20 protein-coding genes are annotated in these 23,591 nt (G+C 73.9%); 15 read left to right on the top strand and 5 right to left on the bottom strand.

The window, feature by feature from the left end:
- The first annotated feature begins 10 nt into the window (after positions 1-10).
- The 5 genes from kdpB (at position 11) to GA0070622_RS30445 (ending at position 7,545) form a co-directional block, all read left to right on the top strand.
- A complete protein-coding gene (gene kdpB / locus GA0070622_RS30465; protein ID WP_091583013.1) occupies positions 11-2,191 on the top strand; it encodes a potassium-transporting ATPase subunit KdpB in 2,181 nt (726 codons plus the stop codon).
- Complete coding sequence (locus tag GA0070622_RS30460; RefSeq protein ID WP_091583009.1) at positions 2,191-3,072, top strand: potassium-transporting ATPase subunit C; 882 nt, start codon at positions 2,191-2,193, stop codon at positions 3,070-3,072. The genes kdpB and GA0070622_RS30460 overlap by 1 nt, the downstream gene beginning before the upstream one ends.
- A gap of 84 nt (positions 3,073-3,156) precedes the next feature.
- A complete protein-coding gene (locus tag GA0070622_RS30455; RefSeq protein ID WP_091583006.1) occupies positions 3,157-5,703 on the top strand; it encodes a sensor histidine kinase in 2,547 nt (848 codons plus the stop codon).
- A complete protein-coding gene (locus GA0070622_RS30450; RefSeq protein ID WP_091583003.1) occupies positions 5,700-6,380 on the top strand; it encodes a response regulator in 681 nt (226 codons plus the stop codon). The genes GA0070622_RS30455 and GA0070622_RS30450 overlap by 4 nt, the downstream gene beginning before the upstream one ends.
- A gap of 58 nt (positions 6,381-6,438) precedes the next feature.
- On the top strand, positions 6,439-7,545 hold the full coding sequence (locus tag GA0070622_RS30445) for a magnesium and cobalt transport protein CorA (RefSeq protein ID WP_091583000.1): 1,107 nt from the start codon (positions 6,439-6,441) through the stop codon (positions 7,543-7,545).
- Here the strand turns inward: GA0070622_RS30445 and GA0070622_RS30440 are convergent.
- Positions 7,523-8,707 (bottom strand): MFS transporter, encoded by a 1,185-nt coding sequence (locus tag GA0070622_RS30440; RefSeq protein ID WP_091582997.1) that lies wholly within the window; start codon positions 8,705-8,707, stop codon positions 7,523-7,525. The two genes, GA0070622_RS30445 and GA0070622_RS30440, sit on opposite strands and share 23 nt — an antisense overlap.
- Before the next feature lie 179 nt (positions 8,708-8,886).
- On the opposite strand from GA0070622_RS30440, the gene GA0070622_RS30435 reads away from it, so the two are divergent.
- The 4 genes from GA0070622_RS30435 (at position 8,887) to GA0070622_RS30420 (ending at position 12,295) form a co-directional block, all read left to right on the top strand.
- Positions 8,887-9,834, top strand: coding sequence for an ion transporter (locus tag GA0070622_RS30435; protein WP_245666914.1), 948 nt, complete (start codon positions 8,887-8,889; stop codon positions 9,832-9,834).
- Positions 9,835-9,865: 31 nt separating this feature from the next.
- Entirely contained in the window at positions 9,866-10,489 is a 624-nt protein-coding gene (gene ccmA, locus GA0070622_RS30430; protein WP_091582994.1) for a heme ABC exporter ATP-binding protein CcmA, read from the top strand.
- Positions 10,486-11,904, top strand: a complete 1,419-nt coding sequence (locus tag GA0070622_RS30425; protein ID WP_091582991.1) for a DUF6297 family protein — start codon at positions 10,486-10,488, stop codon at positions 11,902-11,904. The genes ccmA and GA0070622_RS30425 overlap by 4 nt, the downstream gene beginning before the upstream one ends.
- A gap of 121 nt (positions 11,905-12,025) precedes the next feature.
- Entirely contained in the window at positions 12,026-12,295 is a 270-nt protein-coding gene (locus GA0070622_RS30420) for a GlsB/YeaQ/YmgE family stress response membrane protein (protein ID WP_091582988.1), read from the top strand.
- A 59-nt stretch (positions 12,296-12,354) separates the two neighbouring features.
- Here the strand turns inward: GA0070622_RS30420 and GA0070622_RS30415 are convergent, their stop codons facing one another.
- On the bottom strand, positions 12,355-13,941 hold the full coding sequence (locus tag GA0070622_RS30415; RefSeq protein ID WP_091582985.1) for a mucoidy inhibitor MuiA family protein: 1,587 nt from the start codon (positions 13,939-13,941) through the stop codon (positions 12,355-12,357).
- 99 nt (positions 13,942-14,040) lie between these two features.
- Between GA0070622_RS30415 and GA0070622_RS30410 the strand changes: the two genes are divergently transcribed.
- Positions 14,041-15,108 (top strand): DUF2855 family protein, encoded by a 1,068-nt coding sequence (locus GA0070622_RS30410; protein ID WP_091582981.1) that lies wholly within the window; start codon positions 14,041-14,043, stop codon positions 15,106-15,108.
- A gap of 135 nt (positions 15,109-15,243) precedes the next feature.
- Positions 15,244-16,635, top strand: coding sequence for a glycoside hydrolase family 6 protein (locus GA0070622_RS30405; protein WP_091582977.1), 1,392 nt, complete (start codon positions 15,244-15,246; stop codon positions 16,633-16,635).
- 66 nt (positions 16,636-16,701) lie between these two features.
- Here GA0070622_RS30405 and GA0070622_RS30400 read toward each other — a convergent pair whose 3' ends face one another.
- Complete coding sequence (locus GA0070622_RS30400) at positions 16,702-17,466, bottom strand: L,D-transpeptidase family protein (protein WP_091582974.1); 765 nt, start codon at positions 17,464-17,466, stop codon at positions 16,702-16,704.
- 224 nt (positions 17,467-17,690) lie between these two features.
- Here GA0070622_RS30400 and GA0070622_RS30395 point away from each other — a divergent pair, with 224 nt between their 5' ends.
- A complete protein-coding gene (locus tag GA0070622_RS30395) occupies positions 17,691-18,041 on the top strand; it encodes an STAS domain-containing protein (RefSeq protein ID WP_091582970.1) in 351 nt (116 codons plus the stop codon).
- A gap of 5 nt (positions 18,042-18,046) precedes the next feature.
- Here the strand turns inward: GA0070622_RS30395 and GA0070622_RS30390 are convergent, their stop codons facing one another.
- Positions 18,047-19,294 (bottom strand): PP2C family protein-serine/threonine phosphatase, encoded by a 1,248-nt coding sequence (locus GA0070622_RS30390; protein WP_091582965.1) that lies wholly within the window; start codon positions 19,292-19,294, stop codon positions 18,047-18,049.
- A 172-nt stretch (positions 19,295-19,466) separates the two neighbouring features.
- On the opposite strand from GA0070622_RS30390, the gene GA0070622_RS30385 reads away from it, so the two are divergent.
- The 3 genes from GA0070622_RS30385 to GA0070622_RS30375 all read left to right on the top strand — a co-directional run bounded on the left by GA0070622_RS30385 (position 19,467) and on the right by GA0070622_RS30375 (position 23,019).
- Positions 19,467-20,195, top strand: a complete 729-nt coding sequence (locus tag GA0070622_RS30385; RefSeq protein ID WP_091582960.1) for an alpha/beta fold hydrolase — start codon at positions 19,467-19,469, stop codon at positions 20,193-20,195.
- 164 nt (positions 20,196-20,359) lie between these two features.
- On the top strand, positions 20,360-21,169 hold the full coding sequence (locus tag GA0070622_RS30380) for an ABC transporter ATP-binding protein (protein WP_091582957.1): 810 nt from the start codon (positions 20,360-20,362) through the stop codon (positions 21,167-21,169).
- Positions 21,154-23,019, top strand: a complete 1,866-nt coding sequence (locus GA0070622_RS30375; protein WP_091582954.1) for a hypothetical protein — start codon at positions 21,154-21,156, stop codon at positions 23,017-23,019. The genes GA0070622_RS30380 and GA0070622_RS30375 overlap by 16 nt, the downstream gene beginning before the upstream one ends.
- A gap of 18 nt (positions 23,020-23,037) precedes the next feature.
- Here the strand turns inward: GA0070622_RS30375 and GA0070622_RS30370 are convergent, their stop codons facing one another.
- Positions 23,038-23,580 carry an NUDIX hydrolase gene (locus GA0070622_RS30370; protein WP_091582950.1) on the bottom strand — a complete coding sequence of 181 codons (543 nt, stop codon included), beginning with the start codon at positions 23,578-23,580 and terminating at the stop codon, positions 23,038-23,040.
- Positions 23,581-23,591: the final 11 nt, after the last annotated feature.

Below are 23,591 nucleotides of genomic sequence, written 5' to 3'. Positions count from 1 at the left end.
AGACAAGGACATGACGGCACCTTCCGACACCGCCGACGCGCCGACCCCCGGCACGCCGGCCACCCAGGGCGACCGGGTCGGTGGTGGCCTGCTCGACCCGAGGCAGCTGTTCCGCTCGCTGCCGGACGCGCTGCGCAAGCTCGACCCGCGGACCCTGTGGCGCAACCCGGTGATGCTGATCGTCGAGATCGGCGCGCTGTTCACCACCGTCCTCGCGATCGCCGATCCCTCGGTGTTCGCCTGGGCCATCACGATCTGGCTCTGGCTGACCGTGGTCTTCGCCAACCTGGCCGAGGCGGTCGCCGAGGGCCGGGGCAAGGCCCAGGCCGACACGCTGCGGCGAGCCAAGCAGGACACCATCGCCACCCGCCTGCTCGGGTGGTCCCCGGGCGCGGCGGCCAACGGCTACCGCGACGAGGCGGTGCCCGCACCGCAGCTCAAGCAGGGCGACATCGTCCTGGTCGAGGCCGGACAGATCATCCCGGGCGACGGCGACGTCGTCGAGGGCATCGCCAGCGTCGACGAGTCGGCGATCACCGGCGAGTCCGCTCCGGTGATCCGGGAGTCCGGCGGCGACCGCAGCGCGGTCACCGGCGGCACCCGGGTGCTCTCCGACCGGATCGTCGTGAAGATCACCCAGAAGCCGGGGGAGAGCTTCATCGACCGGATGATCGCCCTCGTCGAGGGCGCCAACCGGCAGAAGACCCCGAACGAGATCGCGCTCAACATCCTGCTGGCCGCGCTGACGATCATCTTCCTGCTCGCGGTCGTCACGCTCCAGCCGCTGGCGATCTTCGCCAAGGGTTACCAGGCCGCCGCGCCGGACACCCAGGCGATCACCGACTCCGGTGTCACCGGCATCGTGCTGGTCTCGCTGCTGGTCTGCCTCATCCCGACCACCATCGGCGCGCTGCTGTCCGCCATCGGTATCGCCGGCATGGACCGCCTCGTCCAGCGCAACGTGCTCGCCATGAGCGGGCGGGCGGTCGAGGCGGCCGGCGACGTCAACACGCTGCTGTTGGACAAGACCGGCACGATCACCCTGGGCAACCGGCAGGCCGCCGAGTTTCTGCCGGTGGCCGGCGTGGACGCGGCCACGGTCGCCGATGCGGCGCAGCTGTCCAGCCTGGCCGACGAGACCCCCGAGGGGCGCTCGGTGGTGGTGCTGGCCAAGAACGAGTTCGGGCTGCGTGAGCGCGAGCCCGGCCTGATCCCGCACGCCACCTTCGTGCCGTTCACCGCGCAGACCCGGATGAGCGGCGTCGACCTGGCCGGTGACGGCGGCGTCGGCGACCGGCAGATCCGCAAGGGCGCCGCCGCCGCGGTGATGAAGTGGGTACGCGAGAACGGCGGCCACCCGACCGAGCAGGTCGGTGAACTGGTCGACGCGATCAGCGGCACCGGCGGCACCCCGCTCGTGGTCGCCGAGCACACCGCCGGCGGACCGGCCCGGGCGCTCGGCGTCATCCACCTCAAGGACGTCGTCAAGGCCGGCATGCGGGAGCGTTTCGACGAGATGCGCCGGATGGGCATCCGGACCGTGATGATCACCGGTGACAATCCGCGGACCGCGAAGGCGATCGCCGACGAGGCCGGCGTGGACGACTTCCTCGCCGAGGCCACGCCGGAGGACAAGCTCGCCCTGATCAAGAAGGAGCAGGAGGGTGGCCGGCTGGTCGCCATGACCGGTGACGGCACCAACGACGCGCCGGCGCTGGCCCAGGCGGACGTCGGCGTCGCGATGAACACCGGCACGTCGGCCGCGAAGGAGGCCGGCAACATGGTCGACCTCGACTCCGACCCGACCAAGCTGATCGAGATCGTGGAGATCGGCAAGCAGTTGCTGATCACCCGGGGCGCGCTGACGACGTTCAGCATCGCCAACGACATCGCGAAGTACTTCGCGATCATCCCGGCCATGTTCGCCGGCATCTACCCCGCGCTGGACACGCTGAACGTGATGCGGCTGGCCAGCCCGGCGTCGGCGATCCTCTCCGCGGTCATCTTCAACGCGATCGTCATCGTCGCGCTGATCCCGCTGGCCCTGCGGGGCGTCCGCTACCGCCCGGCCAGCGCGTCGGCGCTGCTCAGCCGCAACCTGCTGCTCTACGGCCTCGGCGGCATCGTGGTGCCGTTCGTCGGCATCAAGCTCATCGACCTGCTCGTCCAGTTCATTCCGGGGATCTCGTGATGCGCCTTCCCAGTTGGCTCTCCCAGCACCTGGCCGCCCTGCGCGCCGTGCTCGTCTTCACCGTGCTGCTCGGTCTGGTCTACCCGCTCGCCCTGGTCGCCGTCGGTCGGATCCCCGGCCTCGACGGCAAGGCGGACGGGTCCCTGATCGAGGTCGGCGGCAGGACCGTCGGCAGCTCGCTGATCGGTCAGTCGTTCACCGACGCGGACGGCAACCCCGTGCCGCGCTACTTCCAGTCCCGCCCGTCCGCCGCCGGCGACGGCTACGACCCGACCTCCACCTCGGCCAGCAACCTCGGCCCGGAGAGCGTGGTGGACACCATCACCGGTGACGAGGAGACCTCGGCGCAGAGCCTGCTCACCCAGGTCTGCGCCCGCAGCAAGGCGGTCGGCGAGCTGGACGGCGTGGACGGGCGGCGCCCGTACTGCACGCCGGACGGGGTGGGCGCGGTGCTGGCCGTGTTCCGCGCCGACGGCCTGACCGGCAGGATCACCCGCGTGGTCAGCGTCAACCAGGTCGCGCCGGCGACCCCGTTCGTGTCGACGTGGCAGGGCGTACCGGTCGAGCTGGCCCGGCCCGGTCAGGACTACGTGGCCGAGGGCGGGGTGGTCACCCCGGTCCGGGGGGACGCCCCGGCGGAGCCGGCCGTGCCGGCCGACGCGGTCACCGCCAGCGGCAGCGGCCTCGACCCGCACATCTCCCCGGCGTACGCGGAGATCCAGGTGGCCCGGGTGGCGCGCGAGCGCGGCGCGGACCCGGCGGCGATCCGCCGGCTGGTCGAGGAGCACACCACCGGCCGGTCGCTCGGCTTCATGGGCGAGCCCGGGGTGAACGTGCTGGAACTCAACCTCGCGCTGGACGGGGCGTTCCCGGCGCGCTGACGCCGGCAGCTGTTAAGAAGGGCCCCCGCCTCTACCGCAGGCGTTAAGCGGGGGCCCTTCCTTTCACTCAGGGAGGATGGGGGCGTGGGCAGAGGCGAGCTGCGGATCTACCTGGGCGCCGCCCCCGGGGTCGGCAAGACGTACGCCATGCTCGAGGAGGCCCAGCGTCGGGCCGAGCGCGGCACCGACGTGGTGGTCGGCCTGGTCGAGACGCACGGCCGGCCGCACACCGCGGCGATGGTCGGCGACCTGGAGGTGGTGCCGCGCCGGGCGATGACCTACCGGGGCGTCGACCTCACCGAGATGGACCTCGACGCGGTGCTGGCCCGCCGTCCCGAGGTGGTGGTGGTCGACGAGTTGGCGCACACCAACGTGCCGGGCTCCCGCCACGACAAGCGCTGGCAGGACGTCCAGGAGCTGCTGGACGCCGGGATCAGCGTGCTCTCCACGGTCAACGTCCAACACCTGGAGTCGCTCACCGACGTCGTCGCGCAGATCACCGGCACGATTCAGCGGGAGACCGTGCCGGACCAGGTGGTCCGCGCCGCGGAGCAGGTCGAGCTGGTGGACATGACGCCGGAGGCGCTGCGCCGCCGGATGGCGCACGGCAACATCTACCGGCCCGACAAGATCGACGCCGCGTTGGGCAACTACTTCCGGGTCGGCAACCTCACCGCGCTGCGCGAGCTGGCGCTGCTCTGGCTGGCCGACAAGGTCGACGAACAGCTCGACGCGTACCGGGCCCAGCAGGGCATCTCCGACACCTGGGAGGCGCGGGAGCGGGTGGTCGTCGCGCTCACCGGCGGCCCCGAGGGCGAGACGTTGATCCGCCGGGCCGCCCGGATCGCCGCCCGCAGCAAGGGCGCCGACCTGCTCGCCGTGCACGTGGCCCGCAGCGACGGGTTGGCCGACGCGGACCCGGTCCAACTGGCCCGGCAGCGGGTGCTGGTGGAGAGCCTCGGCGGCACCTACCACCAGGTGCTCGGCACCGACATCCCGGCCGCGCTGCTCGACTTCGCCCGGGGGGTCAACGCCACCCAGCTCGTGCTCGGCGCGAGCCGGCGGGGGCGGTTCGCGCAGATCCTCTCCCGGGGCGTCGGCGTGACCACCACCGCGCTCTCCGGCGCCATCGACGTGCACCTGGTGACCCACCCCGAGGCGGGGCGCGGGCGGCGCGGGGCCGGGGTGCCCGCCGCGCTGTCCCGCCGTCGCCGGCTGCTCGGGTACGCGCTGGCCGTGCTCGGCATGCCGCTGCTGACGCTGCTGCTGGAAGCGCTGCCCGACCTCACCCTGACCAACGACATCCTGCTCTTCCTGGCCGGCGTGGTCGGGGTGGCGCTGGTCGGCGGGCTGTGGCCGGCGCTGGTCGCCGCGCTCGGCGGATCGTTGCTGCTCAACTGGTTCTTCACCCCGCCGTACCGCACGCTGACCATCGCCGAGGCGGACAACCTGCTCGCGCTCGGCGTGTTCGTCGGCGTCGCCGTCGCGGTGAGCTGGGTGGTGGACGTGGCGGCCCGGCGTACCCGGGAGGCGGCCCGCGCCTCCGCCGACGCGCAGACGCTGGCCACCGTCGCCGGCAGCGTGCTGCGCGGCGAGCGGCCGCTGCCCGCCCTGCTGGACCGGCTCCGGGAGACGTTCGGGCTGCGCGCGGTGAGCGTCCTGGAGCTGACCGCCGAGGCGGAGGGGCGGCCGGCCCGGTCCCGGGCGGAGGGCGCCTGGCGGGTGGTGGCCGGCGTCGGCGACGCCCCGCCGGGCAGTCCGAGCGCCGGGGAGACCGTGGTGCCGGTGGACGACCGGCTCAGCGTGGTGCTCGCCGGACGGCGGCTGGAGGCGGCCGACCGCCGGGTGGTCGAGGCGTTCGCCGCCCAGGCCGCGCTCGCGCTGCGCCAGGAACGCCTGGCCGAGGAGGCGGCCACCGCCCGCCCGCTGGCCGCCGCCGACCGGATGCGGACCGCGCTGCTCGCCGCGGTCAGCCACGACCTGCGGACGCCGCTGGCCTCGGCCAAGGCCGCGGTGAGCAGCCTGCGCAGCCACGACGTGGAGTTCGACGCGGACGACCGGGAGGAGCTGCTGGCCACCGCCGACGAGTCGCTGGACCGGCTGGGCCGCCTGGTGGCGAACCTGCTCGACATGAGCCGGTTGCAGGCCGGCGCGCTGGGCGTCACCGCCACCGCGGTCGGGCTGGAGGACGTCGTACCCCGGGCTCTGGACGAGCTGGGTGCGGCGGCGGCCGAGGTGACCACGGACATCGCGCCGGACCTGCCGGCGGCGCTGGCCGACCCCGGCCTGCTGGAGCGGGTGCTGGTCAACATCGTGGCCAACGCGCTGCGGCACAGCCCGCCGGGGCAACCGCCGACGATCACCGGCAGCGCGCACGCCGGCCAGGTCGAGCTGCGGGTGATCGACACCGGGCCGGGCATCCCCGAGGACCAGTGGGAGCACGTGTTCCTGCCGTTCCAGCGCCTCGGCGACCGGGACAACCAGACCGGGGTGGGGCTGGGCCTGGCGCTGTCCCGTGGTCTCGCCGAGGCGATGGGTGGCAGCATCACCCCGGAGACCACGCCGGGCGGCGGTCTCACCATGGTGCTGCGGCTGCCGGCCGCCACCGAGCCGGAGGGGCCGCAGGAATGACCCGCATCCTGGTCGTCGACGACGAGCCGCAGATCCTGCGCGCCCTGCGGATCAACCTGCGCGCCCGGGGCTACGACGTCGAGGTGGCCGACACCGGCGCCGCCGCGCTGAAGGCCGCCGCCGCCCACCCGCCGGACCTGGTGGTGCTCGACCTCGGCCTGCCCGACCTGGACGGCACCGAGGTGATCCGGGGCCTGCGCGGCTGGACCGGGGTGCCGATCATCGTGCTCTCCGGCCGGGCCGGCAGCGAGGACAAGGTGGCGGCGCTCGACGCGGGCGCCGACGACTACGTCACCAAGCCGTTCGGGGTGGACGAGCTGCTCGCCCGGATCCGCGCGGTGACCCGGCGGCTCGCCCCGGCCACCCCGGCCGTGCCGGCGCTGCGGATCGGCCGCAACGCCGTCGACCTGGCCGACCGCACCGTCACCCGGGACGACGGCGCCGAGGTCAAGCTCACCCCCACCCAGTGGGCGATGCTGGAGAAGCTGCTGCGCAACCCCGGCAAGCTGGTCAGCCAGCGGCAACTGCTGCACGACGTGTGGGGGCCGGAATACCAGCAGGAGACCAACTACCTCCGGCAGTACATGGCCCAGTTGCGCCGCAAGCTGGAGGACGACCCGGCCCGGCCCCGGCACCTGATCACCGAGCCGGGGATGGGCTACCGCTACCGGCCCTGACGTTTGCGCCGGCCCCGGCGGGGGACTCGGCGAGCCGGCCGAGCAGCGGGGGAGGGGCATGGCGGACAACCGGTCCTCGGAGGGGTTCGGCCGGCAGCTGGACGAGCACGCCATCGACGCCGGCGCGGCCGAGCCGGAGCGGCCCGCCGGGCTGGTCGACAGCGGGGTCTACGTCGACGGGGTCCGGCGGGCGTCGCCGGTCAGCCTCGCCGACACGTTCCGCTGCCTCCAGCAGCTCGACGCCGCGATGGCCTGGATCGGGCTGCGCCGGCCGAGCCGGGAGCAGGTCGCCTCGCTGGCCGCCGAGTTCCAGCTCCCCGAGCTGGCCGTCGAGGACGCCATCAACGCCCACCAGCGGCCGAAGCTGGAACGCTACGGCGACACCCTGTTCGTGGTGCTGCGCGCCGCCCGCTACCTGGACGCCCGGGAGGCGGTCGAGTTCGCCGAGCTGCACCTCTTCCTCGGGCCCGGCTTCGTGATCACCGTCCGGCACGGCGGCACGCCCGACCTCGTGGCCGTCCGCCGGCGGTTGGAGGCGGAGCCGGGCGTGCTGGCGCTCGGCCCCGAGGCGGTCCTCTACGCCGTGCTCGACCGGGTGGTCGACGGCTACGCGCCGGTGGTGGCCGGGCTGGAGAACGACATCGACGAGATCGAGACCGAGGTGTTCGGCGGCGACCCGAACGCCAGCCGCCGCATCTACGAGCTGAGCCGCGAGGTGATCCAGTTCCAGCGGGCGACCCGGCCGCTGCTGAAGGTCGTCGACGCGCTCACCCACGGCTTCGACCGCTACGGCACCGACGAGGAACTGCGCCGGCGACTGCGCGACGTGGCCGACCACCTCACCCAGGTGGTGGAGCGGATCGACGGGTTCCGGCACCTGCTGCAGAACATCCTCACCGTCAACGCCACCCTGGTCTCGCAGGCGCAGAACGAGGAGATGCGCAGCCTGACCGCGGCCAGCTTCGAGCAGAACGAGGAGATCAAGCGGGTCTCCGCCTGGGCGGCGATCCTGTTCGCGCCCACCCTGATCGGCACCGTCTACGGGATGAACTTCACCCACATGCCGGAGCTGGGCTGGCGGTACGGCTATCTCTTCGCGGTCGTGCTGATGCTCGCCGTCTGCGGCGCGCTCTATCTGCTGTTCAAGCGTCGTGGCTGGCTGTGAGCGACGCCGTCGTCCGGTCCCGCAGCGCGATCGCACCCAGCGCGGCCGTGCCGAGCAGCGCGGCGACGGGCGCGACCAGCAGCCCGTACCGGACGCCGGCCGACGCGCCGGCGAGCGCCGACCCGGCGGCGCTGCCCACCACGAACGCCGTGCTCACCCACGCGAACGCCTCGGCCACCGTGCCCGGTCGGGCCAACCGCTCGGCGGTGAGGAAGACGGCGGTCAGCACCGGGGGCAGCGCCAGCCCGCTCACCGCGAGCAGCGCGGCCATCGGGGCCGGCGCGGGCGCCAGCAGCAGTGGCAGGAACCCGGCGGTGAGCGCGGCGGCCAGCAACGGCAGGCGGCCCGGTCCGCCCGGACGGACCCGGGTCCAGAGCAGGCCACCGACGAGCGCGCCGCCCGCCTGCGCCGCGAGCAGCCAGCCGCTGAGCCGCCGGTCGCCGGCCGCCTCGGCGTAACCGGTCACGGCCACCGCGATGCTGCCGACCGCCGCGCCGACGCCGACCACGCCGAGCAGCATCACCCCGAACCCCGGTACGCGCAGCGGCCCGGCCCAGTGCCGGACCGCGGCCACCCCGCGCCAGGCCCGGGCGGCCGGGCTGAGCGCGTACAGGGCGGTGCCGGCGAGCTGCGCCACGGCGGCGGCGAGCAGACCGGCGGTCGGCCCGCCGACCGTCACCGCGAGCAGGGTGACCAGCGGCCCCACCACGAAGATCACCTCCTGGAGGGCGATGTCCAGGGTGTACGCGGTGGGCACCGTCGCCGGCGGCAGCAGGGCCGGCCAGAGCGTCCGCAGGCACGCCTCCAGCGGCGGCGTGCCGAACCCGGCGACCGCCGCGCCGGTGATCGCGCCGGCCAGGTGCCCGCCGGTGAGCGCCACCGCGCCGAAGCCGAGGCCGGAGACGGCGGCGGCCGCCCACAGCACGGGCGGCTGCCGCCAGCGGTCCACCGCCCGGGCGAGCAGCGGCGTGCCGGCCGCCATCCCGGCCGTGTACGCGGCGACGAGCAGGCCGGCGGCGGCCAGGCTGAGCGACTGGCGGGCGAAGAGCAGCAGCGCGAGCGGGCCGCTGGCGGTGGGCAGCCGGCCGATCTGGCTGCCGAGGAGCACCCGGGCGACCTGCGGCGCGCGCAGCACCGCCCGGATCGAGGTGTCGACGGACATGGGGCATCGCTCCCGGAGAAGGGGTCGGGTGAGAGAGGCGTGGCATCGGGGCACGCGTCTCAGGGAGCGAAGTCGGCCCGCTCGTGGTCGTCGCCGTAGAGCGGGAGAGCAGGGGTGATCCACTGCGCGTACGTCTCGGCCCGGATCACCCGCCGACGGTAACCCAATAGGGTGTCGGGATGGTCGACCGGCGAACCGACGTGCCGACCCAGCGGGGTGTACGCCGCCCGGGCGGCGCGGAACGGGGGCCGGCGGCCCGGTGCGCCCGGATCGTCGCGTCCCGGCCGTTCGAGATCGCGATCGTCGTGCTGATCATGGCCAACGGGGTGGTGCTGGGCATCGAGACGTACCCGCACGCGGGCACCACCGCGTCGGTGCTGCGCTGGACCGAGTGGATGTTCCGGCTGGTCTTCGTCGTGGAGATCACCATCCGGGTGCTCGCGTACGGCCGCCGGCCGCAGGACTTCCTCCGGCACGGCTGGAACGTGTTCGACCTGCTGGTCACCGTCGCGATCTTCATTCCGTGGCTGCACGGCGACCCGGCCGTGCTGCGGTTCGTCCGGGTGGCCCGGGTGCTGCGCCTGGTCCGCTTCTCACCCGGCCTGCGCACCATCGTCACCGCGCTGTGGCGCAGCCTGCCCGGCGTGGCGGCGTTTCTCGCGCTCGCCGGCGTCACGCTCTACGTCTACGGCATGGCCGGCTGGCTGATCTTCGGTGACCGCTATCCCGAGCAGTACGGCGACATCGGCCGCTCGCTGGTCACGCTCTTCGTGCTGCTGTCCCTGGAGACGCTTCCCGACCTGCTGGAACAGGGCCTCGAGGTGTCGCCGTGGACGCTGCTCTACTACGTCAGCTTCGTCATGATCGCGGTCAACCTGCTGCTGAACATCCTCATCGCCGTCATCGTCAACTCGATGGAGGAGGCGCGCCGGCTGGAGATGACCGAGGGGCTGTCGCCGGACTACGACTCCGACGGCGACGGCGTGCCGGACGAGGTGGACCGGATCGCGATCAGCCAGCGCCTGGACGACCTGCGTACGGTCATCGCCGAGTTGGAGCGGGAACTGCGGATCGACCGCGAGGACACCCCCGGCGCGACCCGCCGCCGGCACCTCACCGAGCGCTGAGGGCTGCGCCGCTGTGCCACAGTGGCGAGTTGTGGACCTCCTCAGCGTGCGCGGCCTGACCCGGCGGTTCGGACAGTTGGTCGTGCTGGAGGACGTGTCCTTCGACCTCGCCGCCGGGCGGCTCGCCGTGGTGGTCGGGCCGAACGGCAGCGGGAAGACCACGCTGCTGCGCTGCGTGGTCGGCGCGGACCGCCCCGACGCGGGTGAGGTGCTGGTGGACGGACGCCGGTGCTACGAGACCGATCCCGAGATGCGCGCGCTGCTCGCCGCCGCGCTCGACGACATCGACTTCTTTCCGGACCTGTCCGTGGCGGAGCACCTCGAACTCGTCGCGTACGCCCACGGCGGCTCCGGTCGGGCGGTGGCCGAGGTGGTCACGGAGCTGGGGCTGGACCGGGCCCGCGACCAGCTCCCGTCGACGCTGTCCAGCGGGCAGCGCCGCCGGCTGGCGTTGGCCTCGTGCTTCGTGCGCCCCCGCCGCCTGCTCGTGCTGGACGAACCGGAGCAGCGCCTCGACGCCCGGGGCCGGGAGTGGCTGGCCGATCGGCTGTTGCGCGAGAAGGCCGAGGGCACGGCCGTGCTGATGGCGACGCACGACGCCGAGCTGGCGGCGACGGTCGCGGACGACCGGCTCGAGATCGGCGTCGGTGCGTGACCACCGAGCTGCGGATCCGGGTTGGTGACCGGCCCGACGCCCGCCGGCTGCGGAGCTGGTTGCGGCGCACCCGGCGGCGCCACCGGGAGAGCTCGCTCGGTGACCTGTTCACCGACGCGTACGTCCTCGTGCTCTTCTGCGGCATGTACGGCTGGGCGCTGTTCGACGGGGTCCGCGACTACCTCGGCTCGCCGTCGGGACGCCAGGGCGACCCGGGGGACCGGTACTGGATCGGCGTCGCCGCCGCGCTGACCGTCGTCGGGCTGGCCTGGCGGGGCCTGCGGGCGGTGGGTCCGCTGGTGGTGGCGCCGGCCGCGCAGTCCTGGGTGGTCAGCTCGCCGGTCGACCGCCGGGCGTGGCTGCTGCCCCGATTCGTCGGGCTTCTGGTCGCGGCGTTCGCCGGTGGCGGCCTGCTCGGGCTGGCCTCGGCGGCGGCGACCGGTGGCGGCGGGGCGCACCGGCTCGCCGGTTCGGCGACGGCCGGCGCCGCCTGCGCGACCGCGGCCGTGGCCCTGGCCGTCGTCGCCCAGGCCAGCCCGCGTACCTCGGGGTGGGTCCGGGTTCTCGACCGGGCGCTGTTCGGCGTCGGCGCGGCGGTGGCGGCGATGGTGGTCGCGGGTCACCTGGCCGGTTGGTCCGTACCGCCGCCGGCCGGCTCCGTCATCGGGGTGGTCGCGCTGGTGGCGTGGCCGCCGACCGTGACGGTGGTGGTCCTGGCCTACCGGGCGCTGCCGTTCGTGGACCGCGCCTCGCTCGCCTCGGGCGCGCAGGCGGCGGGCGCGGCGGCGGGCGCCACGGTGATGCTCGACCCCTCGATCCTCACCGACCTGGTGGAGAGCCGCCGCTGGCGGTCGATCGGCCGGGTGGCGAGCCGCCGGTTCCGTCCCCTCGGCCGGTTCGGCGTGCTCGTGCAGGCCGAGCTGTGGCGTCCGGTACGCCATCCCAGCGCGCTCGTGGTGTGGGCGGCGCTGCTGCTGACGACGTACGCGGTCGCGGTGGCGCTGCCGGCGTCGGCCGGCCCGGCGCAGGTGGTCCTCGGGTTCCTGGCGGCCGGCCGGCTGACCGGCGGGTTGCGTGCCGTCAACCGGTCCGCCGGGCTGCGGCGTGCGCTGGGCGGCGGCGACACCCTGGTGACCCTGGCCCATCTCGTGGTGCCGGCCGTCGCCGTGGTGGTCTGGTACGCGGCGACGCTGCCGGCGGTGCGGTCCGGCGTCGGCGTCGGCGTCATCGACGGCGTGCTCGTGCTCGGCACCGTGGCGGCGGCCTACCGGGCGGGCACCCGGCCACCCATGACGTACGGCGGCGCCGCGGCCGACACGCCCTTCGGGATGATCCCGGTCGATCTGGTGCGGCAGGTGGTACGCGGCCCGGACGTGGTCGGCGCGCTGGTCGTCGCGCAGATGCTCTGGGGCTGAGGTCCGCGCCGACCCGCCGCCCATGACAGTTCCGTGAAGAATCGGCTCTCGCGTTTCGTGCGGTGGTTGATCGGGGCAACCACCTTGGTGCCAACACATCCGAGGGAAAAGGACGGCTCTCGTGGAAGTCACGGGTTTCTTCACCGCGATCGTCATCGGCCTCGTCATCGGCGCGCTCGGCCGCCTGGTGGTGCCGGGCAAGCAGAACATCCCGATCTGGCTCACCCTGCTCATCGGTGTGGTCGCCGCGATCCTGGGCACGTTCGTCGCCGGCGCGTTCAACGTCGACGACACCGCCGGCATCGACTGGATCGAGCTGGCGCTCCAGGTCGTCTTCGCCGCGATCGGTGTCGCCATCGCCGCGGGGGCCTACGGCCGCCGCCGCGTCTGAGGTGTAAGGAAGGGGCCCTTCTTAACGCATTCTGCATAAGAAGGGCCCCCTCCTAACGTCTACTCCCGCCAGCCGGTCAGCTCGACCCCCTTGGCCAGCTCCACCCGGAAGCCCAGGGCGATCTCGCCGCTCTCGCCCGGCGCGAGCGACAACCGCCAGGTCAGTTCCCCCAACTCGGTCCGCTCGGCCGGCGACGGCGTCACCGTCGTCTCCCGGACCACCACCGCCTCGTCGCGGGACACCGGCACCTGGTCCCGTACCTCCACCGTCGCCGGCCGGGGCGTGTGGTTGGCGACGGTGATCCGGTAGTCCACCTCCCGCCGCCGCGTCGACCCCAGCGCGGCCCTGGTCTCCGACCGCCGGCGCAGTTTCCGCTCCACCCGCAGCCGGTCGTCCACCCCCAGCGCCAGCTCCGTCTCCTCGCCCGGCGCCCAGGTCGGCAGTCGGGTGGCCGCCACGAAGTCCGCCCCGTGGAACACCGCCGCCGCGCCGGGGAGCAGCGTGTGGTCCGACGTGTTGCGTACCGTCGCCCGCAGGTGCGCCTCGGCGGCGCGCACCGGAACGGTCACGTGGTCCAGCCGGGCCGGCAGCTCCAGCACGGCGATGGTGGCCCGGTGCTCGCTGCCGTCCGCCGGCACCGCCACCGCCCGGGCCGGGCGGTAGGTGGCCGCGGCGACGCCCTGCTCGACCTCGGCGACGCTCTCCCGCATCCGCGGGCGGGGGGCCGCGGACCGGGCCGCCCCGCCGCCACCGGCCGGCGCCGCTCCCGGCGCCGGCGGCGGCATCCCGACCGGCATGGGCGCCGCCGCGGCCCGGGGTGTCGCGGGCCGGAACCGATCGAGATACCAGGGCGACAGCTCGGGTACGCCGACGGTCGCCGCCGGCCGCGCGGTCGAGAGCGCCAGCTCGCACTCCGGCCAGTCCTCCCCGGTGCTCTGGCTGACCAGCCCGAACCAGGTGACGGTCACTGTGTCGTCGACGAGCCGCAGGTCGTAGGAGGACTGCCAGCGGGCGCCGTCCACCAGGTAGGTCAGCTCCAGCTCCACCTCCGCGTCGGCGGCCTCCACCGCGACGGTCACGTCGGCGGCCAACCGGTCCGGGGCGCGCTTGCCGTGCGCCGCGTCGAGGTCGCGCTCGACCGCCGCCATCTCCTCCGCCAGCTCGTCGCGTCGTCGGGCCAGGCCGCGCCGCCGGCGGCGTGACTCGGCGAGCTGACCGGCCACCGAGTCGGTGAAGGCCGCGACGTCGGCCGGCGTCAGGTCGCCGGCGGCCAGCGCGCGGGCGTACGTCCCGCCGGCGCGCTCGGCCAGCCGGGTGAGGAAGTCCCCGCGCTGGTCCTCGATGCCGTCGGCGTCCTCGATCTCGACCAGCTCGTCGGCCAGCTCGCGCCGCCGCCGCTCCAGGCCGACCACCTGGGCGTCGGTGCTGCGGGGCTGCCGCCAGGCGCTGACGTCGACGCCGAGCACGGTGGCCGCGCCCCGCCCGCCGACCCGGATCGAGTCGCGGCGCAGGCCGAGGGGGAGGGGGGCGACGCGTACCCGGTGTTCGCCGGCGGTCAGCCGGATGCTGCCGCGACGGGTGACCCGGGCGCGGTCCGGATAGACGGTGACGCCGACAACGGGGGCATCGATCTCCGTGGTGTCCACGCCGGCGAGGGTAGTTCAGACGCGCTCAGGTGCGGGCCCACCGGATTTTGCACTCGCAGTGCACTTGTCTCCGGTCTCGCGGCTGCCTACCGTCGGACCATGGCTGAGTCGTGGACGTTCGCCGTGGCCCGTGACGACCGCGCCCGTACCACGCTCGCCGACGGTCCGGTGCCGGCCCTCGTCGACGGGGAGGCGTTGCTGCGCGTGGACCGCGTCGGGCTCACCGCCAACAACGTGACCTACGCGGTGCTCGGCGAATCGATGCGGTACTGGGAGTTCTTCCCGCCCGAGCGGCGCGGGCTCGACCGGCAATGGGGGCTCCCGCCACTGTGGGGCTTCGCCGAGGTGGCCGCGTCCGCCGTGGCCGGCGTCGAGCCGGGTCAGCGCGTCTACGGCTACCTCCCGCCCGCCGGCCACCTGGTGGTACGCCCGGAGCGGGTGGACGCTTCGGGCTTCCGCGACGCCAGCCCGCACCGGGCCGACCTGCCCTCGCCGTACAACGCCTACCGGTCGACCATCGGCGACCCCGCCTACCGGCCCGAGCAGGAGGACCTGCTGATCCTGTTCCGGCCGCTGTTCTTCACCTCCTTCATGCTCGCCGATCAGGTCGTCGACAACGACTGGTACGGAGCACGGTCGCTGGTGCTGTCGTCGGCGTCGAGCAAGACCGCGTACGCCGCCGCGTTCGAGCTGCACGGCCGCGGCCCACGCCTGGTCGGGCTCACCTCGCCGGACAACCTCGGGTTCACCCGGTCGCTGGGCTGCTACGACGAGGTCCTGCCCTACGGCGACGTCGCGGCGCTCGACGCCGTCCCCACGGTCTACCTCGACCTGTCCGGCGCACCCGCACACCGGGCCGCCCTGCGCGCCCACCTCGGCGACCGGCTCGTCCGGGACATCGCGGTCGGTCTGACCCGGCAGACGCCGAACGCCGACGCCGCCGAGGAGGTCTTCTTCGCGCCGGTGCAGATGCGCAAGCGCGGCCGGGACTGGGGCCGTGACGGCCTCGACCACCGGTTCGCCGACGCCTGGCAGCGGTTCTCGCGGGTGGTGAGCGGGTGGCTCGACGTGCGGGTCGGCCACGGCCCCGAGGCGCTGCGGGACGCGTGGCTCGACGTCCTCACGGGCCGTACGCCGCCCCGGGTGGGTCACGTCATCCAGCTCTGACGCGCCCGCCGTCGGCGGCCCGGTCGCCGACGCAGTGACAACTTTGCATATTGGCAGCGGCCCACGCCTCCGCTACCGTCTTGGGAACGCTCCCATGAAGACAGACACATCTATGTGATCAGGAGGAAACACGTCGTGGCTATCCTCTCCCCCCGGCGCCGCCGGTCGGCGGCGGTCAGCGTGGCGGCCGTCGCGGTCACCGCCGCGGCCGGCGTCGCCTTCGCCGTCGGCGGCGCGTCCGCCGGCACGGTCTCCGGCACGCTCTACCGCGATCCGAGTTCGGCCGTCGTCCGCTGGGTCGCGGCCAACCCCGGCGACTCGCGTGCCGCCGTCATCCGCGACAAGATCGCGAGCCAGCCGCAGGCCCGCTGGTTCGCCAACTTCAACCCGTCGACGGTGCAGTCCGAGGTCTCCGGGTTCGTCGGCGCCGCCAACGCGGCGCAGCAGATCCCGGTGCTCTCGGTCTACGAGATCACCAACCGGGACTGCGGCGGGGCCAGCGCCGGCGGGGCCCCGGACCTCAACCAGTACCAGACCTGGGTGTCCAACTTCGCCCGAGGACTCGGCAACCAGACCGTCCTGATCATCCTGGAGACCGACTCGCTCGCCCTCCAGACCTGCCTGAGCGGCGCCGAGCTGAACGCGCGCAACCAGGCGCTCACCACGGCCACGCAGACCATCAAGTCGGCCAACCCCAACGCCAAGGTCTACCTCGACGGCGGCCACTCCACCTGGAACAGCGCGAGTGACACGGCCAACCGGCTCCGCGCCGCCGGCGTGCAGTACGCCGACGGCTTCTTCACCAACGTGTCGAACTTCAACCCCACCTCCAGCGAGGCGAACTTCGGCCGGGCGGTCATCTCCGCCCTCAACGGCATGGGCATCTCCGGCAAGCGCCAGGTCATCGACACCAGCCGCAACGGCGGCGCCAGCGGGGACTGGTGCGCCGACGACAACACCGACCGGCGGATCGGGCAGTACCCGACGACGAACACCGGTGACAGCAACATCGACGCGTACCTCTGGGTGAAGCCGCCGGGTGAGGCGGACGGCTGCCGCTACGCGGCCGGCTCGTTCCAGCCGGACCTGGCCTACAGCCTGGCCAACGGCGCGCCCAACCCGCCCACCACCGCGCCGCCGACGACCACCCCGCCGACCACGACGCCGCCGACGACGACGCCGCCGACCGCCACCCCACCGACGACCACCCCGCCCACCACGACTCCGCCGACGGGCAACGGCTGCTCGGCGTCGGTGTCGCTCAACCAGTGGGCCGGTGGCTTCACCGCGAGCGTGAACGTCACCGCCGGCTCCGCGGCCATCAACGGCTGGACCGTGACCATCACGCTGCCCGGCGGCGCCGCGATCACCGGCGCCTGGAACGCGCAGGCCAGCGGCACCAGCGGGACCGTCCGGTTCACCAACGTGAGCTACAACGGGCGCGTCGGCGCCGGCCAGACGACCAACTTCGGCTTCCAGGGCACCGGCACCGGCCCCGGTGCGACGGCCAGCTGCACGGCCAGCTGACCCGGCCCCCGGCCCGGCGCGGAGATCGACACTTCGCGCCGGGCCCGGGCGCGCCCGGCCGGCGCGTCAGTAGCGGCCGAGGCTGTCCAACGGGGACAGCACGATGCGCGGCTGGGCCGCCGGGTCGAGCCAGCGGAGCACGCCGACCAGGTCGGCGTGGGACAGGCTGACGCAGCCGGCGGTGGGCCCCGACGGCGTCCGGCTGAACTCGTGCAGGAAGATGCCGCTGCCCGCGTTCGGCACCGGCTTCGGCACGTTCGGCGGCATGTTGTAGGTGATCACCGCGAAGTGCGTGTAGGCCGGTTTCTCCTTCCACAGCGCCTCGCTCAGGCCGCCGGGACTGGTGGCCGTGTGCTGGAAGGTGTTGTAGCCGGCCGAGTTCGGGTTCTCGTTCCACCAGTCGTCGGTGACGATCCGGTGGTAGGGGTGCTTGACACCCGGGTTCGCGGCGATGCCGTAGATCGTCGGACCGAACGAGTAGACGCCCGTCGGCGTGGTCGGCACCCCCTCGACGTGGTGGTCGCTGAAGAACTGGGAACCGATCCGCGCGGACAGCGCCGTGGAGACCGGGACCCAGCGACCGTCGGTCCTCGTGAACGTCTCCAGCGTGGCGTAGCTCGTGCTCCAGCTCGCCGCCGTCACGATCACGACCTGACGGGTGGCCGTCGGCAGGGTGGTGAGGCCGTCGGCCTTGTTGGCCGGCGTCCAGGTGCGCGGCCGGGGGCGCGGCGGGTCGGTGCCGACGCCGGGTGCCGCCGCCGCCGCGCCGGAGGCCACGACGGGCGCGGCGACGCCCGCCGCCGCGCCGATGAGCAGGGATCTCCGTCGCATGGACAGATCCTCCCACCCGGCGCACCGCAGCGGTGCCCCGCTGCGACGCACGCTCAGCCGGGCCGGCCCGCCACCGACGCGCTCACGCCGTCGCGCACGGCCGCGGCCCGATCGGCTCGGACCCGGGGCCGGCCCGTCACTGAGCGGGAGGGCTCGGATTCTGGCACCGTGGACCGGTACGCGCAGTGGCGGAACCACGCGGCATGTCGCGGGAGGGAGGTCGGATGGACCTGGTGCTGTCGACCCGGCAGGGAAGTGTCGGCACCGTGATCGAGGTCGCCGGTGACCTGGACATGAGCACCACGTCGCGGTTGCGCGACCGGTTGGACGAGGTCGTGCGGGGCGGCGCCCGGGCGGTCGTGGTCGATCTGGCCGGCGTGGGTTTCATGGACTCCAGCGGCCTGGGCGCGCTCGTGGTCGCGCACAAGGACCTGCGAGCGCGGGACGGCTGGATCGCGCTGGCCGGCGTCGGCGGATCGGTCCGGCGGGTGCTGTCGGTCACCTCGGTCGACCGGGTCATCGGCGTCTTCGACACCGTGCGGGACGCCGAGGAGGCGTCGCCGGTGGTCTCGTGACGCCGTCACCGCTGTCCGGTGCTCGCGCGTGCGGTGTCCGCGCCGCCGGTGCTGCGTCGCCGCCCGGGCGTGCCGTACCAGTCGATGACGAGCAGGGTGGCGTCGTCGGCCAGCGTCGGCCCGGTCGCGGCCAGCAGCGCGTCGGACAGGGCACGCACCGCCTCGCGGGGATGCAGGCCGGTGATGCCGAGCAGGGCGGCGGACAGGTCGAGGTCGGCCGCGTTGCGTTCGCGCATGCCGTCGGTGACGACGACCAGCCGGTCGCCGGGTCGGAGGGTGATCTCGCCGGCGCGGCAGGGCTCCTCGGGGAACATGCCCAGCGGGAAGTTGGCCGGGAGATCCACCTCGGTCACCCGGCCGTCGCGGACCAGTAGCGGCGGGATGTGCCCGGCGTTGAGCAGCTCGCAGCGTCCGGTGCCCAGGTCGACCCGGCCGAGCACGGCGGTCACGTAGGCCCCGCGTACGTTGGCGTGCTCGGCGACGGCCCGGTTCGCCTCCTCGGCCTGCACGACCAGGGTGTGACCCCGGCGTCGGGTGTTGCGCAGGCTGCCGACGCCGAGGGTGGCGGTCAGCGCGCTGGCCACGCCGTGGCCCATGGCGTCGGTGACGCTGAAGTGCAGCAGGTCCCGGGCCAGGCTGTAGTCGAAGGTGTCCCCGCCGACGCTCGCGGCGGGCTCCAGCCAGCCGGAGAGGGTGAACGCACCGGATTCGCAGGTGAAGGCGGCGGGCAGCAGGCGGCGTTGGATCTCGGCGGAGAGCGTGAACGGGATGCTGCGCTGCCCCCACTCGAACAGGTCCGTGTGTCGGCGGTTGGCGATCACCACGAACGCCAGCGCGTGCGCGGCCTGGGCGATCTGGGCGACCACTGTGGCATCCGGCTCGGCGGGCAGATCGATCTCCAGGAGCCCCATGGCCTCACCGCGTTCGGTGACCGGAGCGAGCACCGTCCATCGTCCGTCAGCCGGGAGTACCTGGCTGGTCTGATGGCGCAGGGCCTGCTCGTAGGGCCCGCCGTCGAACGGCAGGATCTCGGCGGCCTCCTCACCGTGACGCCGGTCCGGCCCGTCGGCCGCCGGGTGGTGGGTCAGCCGGACCAGCGCCCGTCCGCTGAGGTCGGCGACCAGCAGCGAGACGGCGAGCGCGTCCAACGCGGTGGCGAGCACGCCGGTGACGGCCTCGACGGCCTCGACCGGGGCGAAGTCCTCGGCCGACTGCAGCATTCCGGCCAGCACGGCCTGCTCGCTGTGCTCCACCCGACGAGCATAGGCATCCCGCCCGACGAAGGCCTCGCAGGCCGGTGCCGGGTGGTCGGTCAGCACCGCCGGCGGAAGACGGACGTTTCACCGTCGCACGGTGGGTAAGCAGCCGGCCCGGTACAGGTCGAGCGGACGCACACGGCTCCGCCGAAGCCAAGGAGCGGATGTCGTGCCAGATCAGGAACTGACCCTCGTCCTCGTACACGGCGCGTTCGCCGAGTCGGCCAGCTGGAACGGCGTGATCGAACGGCTCGGTGCCGACCGGGCCGTCGTGGCCGCCGCCAACCCGCTGCGCGGCGTGGCCGGCGACGCCGCGTACGTGCGGGACGTGGTGCGCGGGATCGGCGGCCCGGTGATCCTCGTCGGTCATTCGTACGGCGGCATGGTGATCACGGAGGCGGCGGCGGGGGAGTCCTCGGTGCGTGCCCTGGTCTACGTCAACGCGTTCTGCCCGGACACCGGCGAGTCGGCGCTGGCGCTGTCCGGGCAGTTCCCCGGCAGCACGCTGGCCGACACGCTGGTCTCCTACCCGGTCGCGACCGGCGGCAAGGAGACGGCGATCCGGCAGGACGCCTTCCACGCGCAGTTCGCCGCCGACGTGTCCGACGACCTCGCGGCCCTGATGGCGCGGACGCAGCGGCCGGTGACCGAGCAGGCGCTCGGCGACGGTCTCGCGGCGACCACCCCACCGTGGCGGTCGCTGCCCACGTGGTTCGTCTTCGGTGACGCCGACCGGAACATCCCGGTCGCCGCGCACCGCTTCATGGCCGAGCGGGCCGGCGCCCGTGGGGTCCGGGAGGTCGCCGGCGCCTCCCACGCGATGGCGGTGTCCCGGCCCGACGAGGTCGCCCAGTCCGTCGTCGAGGCGGTGCGGGGCGTCGGATCCGGGCCGTCCTGAGGCGTCGGCGGGCCACTCCCGGCGTTCCCGGTCGCTAGACTCAGCCCGCACGCCCTCTCCGCCGGGTGAGCGCGGTGGACCAACCCTCTTCGTCGGCGCATGCGCAGGCAGCGCAGGTCGGGGCAGACCAGGCCCGGCGCCACCCAGCGACGTCGAGGGGAACCATGGAGTCAGCGACCACCCGGCCCGCCGCAGCGGACGATCCCGACGCGGGCGGCCCGCCCGCGGCACTGCGACTGTCCGGCCTGCACAAGACGTTCGGCGCGAACACAGCCGTCGACCACGTCGATCTCGTGGTGCCGCAGGGTTCCTTCTTCGGGCTGGTCGGCCCCAACGGCGCGGGCAAGACGACCTCGTTGTCCATGGCGGTCGGGCTGCTACGCCCGGACGAGGGCACCTCGCAGGTGTTCGGCGTGGACGTGTGGTCCGACCCGGTCGAGGCCAAGGCGCTGATCGGCGTGCTGCCCGACGGGCTGTCCATGCCGGAGCGGCTGACCGGACGCGAACTGCTGACGTACATCGGGCAGTTGCGCGGCATCGAGGCCGGCGTGCTGGCCGGCCGGGTGCAGGAGCTGCTCGACGTGATGGAGCTCGGCGCGGCCGAGCGCACCCTGGTGGTCGACTACTCGACCGGCATGCGCAAGAAGATCGGGCTGGCGACCGCGCTGTTGCACGGGCCCCGGCTGCTCGTGCTGGACGAGCCGTTCGAGGCGGTCGACCCGGTGTCCGCGGCGGCCCTCAAGGCGATCCTGACCGGTTTCGTGGCGAGTGGCGGCTCGGTGGTGCTGTCCAGCCACGTGATGCCGCTGGTCGAGCAGCTGTGCGACACCGTGGCCGTGATGGCCGGGGGGCGGGTCGTGGCGGCCGGTCCGCTCGCCGAGGTCCGCGGCGGCGGCACGCTGGAGCAGACGTTCGTCCGGCTGGTCGGCGGCGACGAGCAGGGGCGGAGAGGGCTGTCGTGGCTGGCGTCCTGATCCGGATGAAGCTGACGGTCGTCAAGAACTCGATGACCGGTGGCCGGGCCGCGTGGATGCTGGTCGGCGCGGTTCTCGGTCTGATGTTCGCGGCCGCCACCATCTGGCTCTCCCTGGTCGAGCTGCCCAACCCCGTGGTGCTCGGCGACCTGCTCGCGGGCGTGTTCCTGATGTGGACGCTCGGCTGGCTGGCCGGCCCGCTGTTCGGCGGCTCGGCGGTGCTGCGCGCCGACCACTTCACGCTGCTGCCGGTGCCGCGCCGCCGGCTCGCGCTGGGGCTGCTCGGCGCGGCCTTCGTCGGGATCACCGCGGCGGTCACCGCGCTGGGCTTCGTCGGCCTGATCACGTACGGCGCCCGGCAGGGGCTCGCCCCGGCGCTGCTGGCGGTGCCGGTCGCGGCGCTGCAACTGGTCTTCGTGGTGCTGCTGTCCCGGGTGGCCTACGCGCTGTTCGGCGTCGTCGCGGCGTCCCGGGCGGGCGCCGCGGTCACCGGCGTGCTGTTCGCGGCGATGCTCGTGCTCACCCAGTCCGGCTGGATGATCGTCGTGGCCGTCATGTACTCCGACATCCTCGAGACCGGGTTCTCCCACCCGACCACCGTCGCACTGCGGTCGATCCCGTCGAGCTGGGGCGTGGTGGCGGTGGACGCCGCCGGCCGGGGGGACTGGCCGCTCGCGATCGCCGCGCCGGCCGGGCTGGCCGCGCTCTGCGTCCTGCTGCTGCTCGTCTGGTCGGTCGAGCTGGGCACTCCGCGCCGGGCCCGGGCCACCATCCGGGGCAGCGCCGACCGCCCCCCGGTGAGCGGCGGCCCGCTCGGCGGCACGACCGGCGCGGTCGTCCGCAAGGAGCTGCGCACCTGGTGGCGCGATCCGTTGCGGACCACCACGGCGGTGGTGCCGATCGTCTGGGCGCTGGGCACCGTGCTGCTGCCGCTGACCTTCGACGCCCGTCTCCTGCTGCCCTGGGCCGGCCCGGCGCTCGCGCTCTTCGCGATCACCTCGGCCTGCAACCTCTACAGCCAGGACGGCACCGCGCTCTGGCAGACCCTGACGATCGGCTCCCAGCGCGCCGACGTGCGCGGCCGGCAGTGGGCGTACCTGATCGTCTTCACGCCGCCGGCGATCGTCCTGAGCATCACCCTCACCTGGTGGAGCGGCTCCACGTGGACGTGGCCGTGGGTCGCCGCGGCGGTGCCCGCCCTGCTCGGCGGCGGCGCCGGCTTGATCGTCCACTCGTCGGTGTACGGCCTGGTCCCCGGCCCCGACGCGCACAAGCGGCCGAGCAACCCGCTGGAGCGCGCAGACACCACCGGCCGGTCCAACGTGCTGTTCTGGATCGGGCTGGTGCCGCCGGCGCCCGCGCTCGCCGTGGTCTACCTCGGCACGCGCCTGGACCAGCCGTGGGTGAGCTGGGCCGGGCTGCCGGTCGGCGTGCTGACCGGCGTCGCCGTCGCCTGGGTGCTGGGCGGCCTGGCGATCCGGAAGCTCACCGAGGACGGACCCGACCTGCTGCACACCATGCGCACCGGTCGGCCCACCGTGGTCCGGGCCGCCGACGGCGCCGTGGCCAGGACGGGCGGGACGGTCGAGGGACTGAGCTGGGCCCTCGGCTCGATCCTGCTCATCCCCCAGGGGATCGTTCCGCTGGTCTTCATCCTGTCCGACATCGACGTCAGGTCCTGGTTCCTGGCGATGTACGTGCGGCCCCTGCTCGGAGTGCCGATCGCCGTGGTCAGCATCCTGGCCGGCGTCACGCTGTATGCCCGGGCCGTCATGACCAGGGTCGACAACCGGGCCGGACGGGCCGTCGCTCCCTCGCCGACCGAGGATCGCGAGCTGGAGTCGGTCTGACCGGCGAGGCCGGCGCGATCATCCCCGCCCGCGTGTCCGCACGGCCAGCATGAGCAGGTCGGGGAGCCAGGGCTGATCGGTGAGCAGAAGCACGGCGGCCTCGGCGACCGGCACCGCCCGGACCTCGACGATCTGTTCCGCGTCCGCCGGCATCGTGGGCGCCTGGACGATCGCGGCGTCGGCGGCACACCACAGCCAGGCCTTCTCCGGATGCGGCTGGTGCGGCCGGTACGGCAGCGGGCGGTCGGTGACGCAGTGGTGCGCGCCGACCACGGTCAGCGGGCCGGTGAGCACCGCACCCGCCTCCTCCAGCAGCTCCCGCCGGGCGCAGTCCTCGACGCTCTCACCGGGCTCGCGCGTGCCTCCGGGCAGGAACCACACGTCGCGGTCGTCGCGGCACAGGATGACCTGGTCGCCGCTGAACCCCACGAGGTGCACGTTGGTGACCAGCTCGTCCGGTGGCGCTCCGGTGCTGAACTGGGCGTCGAGCCCGCCCCACTCCCATCGCTGCGGGGCGAACAGCCGGGGGTACGCGGCTTCGAGGCCGGATTCGGTCGGCATGGGCTGAAATC

The organism is Micromonospora sediminicola, from assembly GCF_900089585.1.
Taxonomy (GTDB): Bacteria; Actinomycetota; Actinomycetes; order Mycobacteriales; family Micromonosporaceae; genus Micromonospora; species Micromonospora sediminicola.
This window is presented reverse-complemented; position numbering and strand designations above follow the sequence as displayed.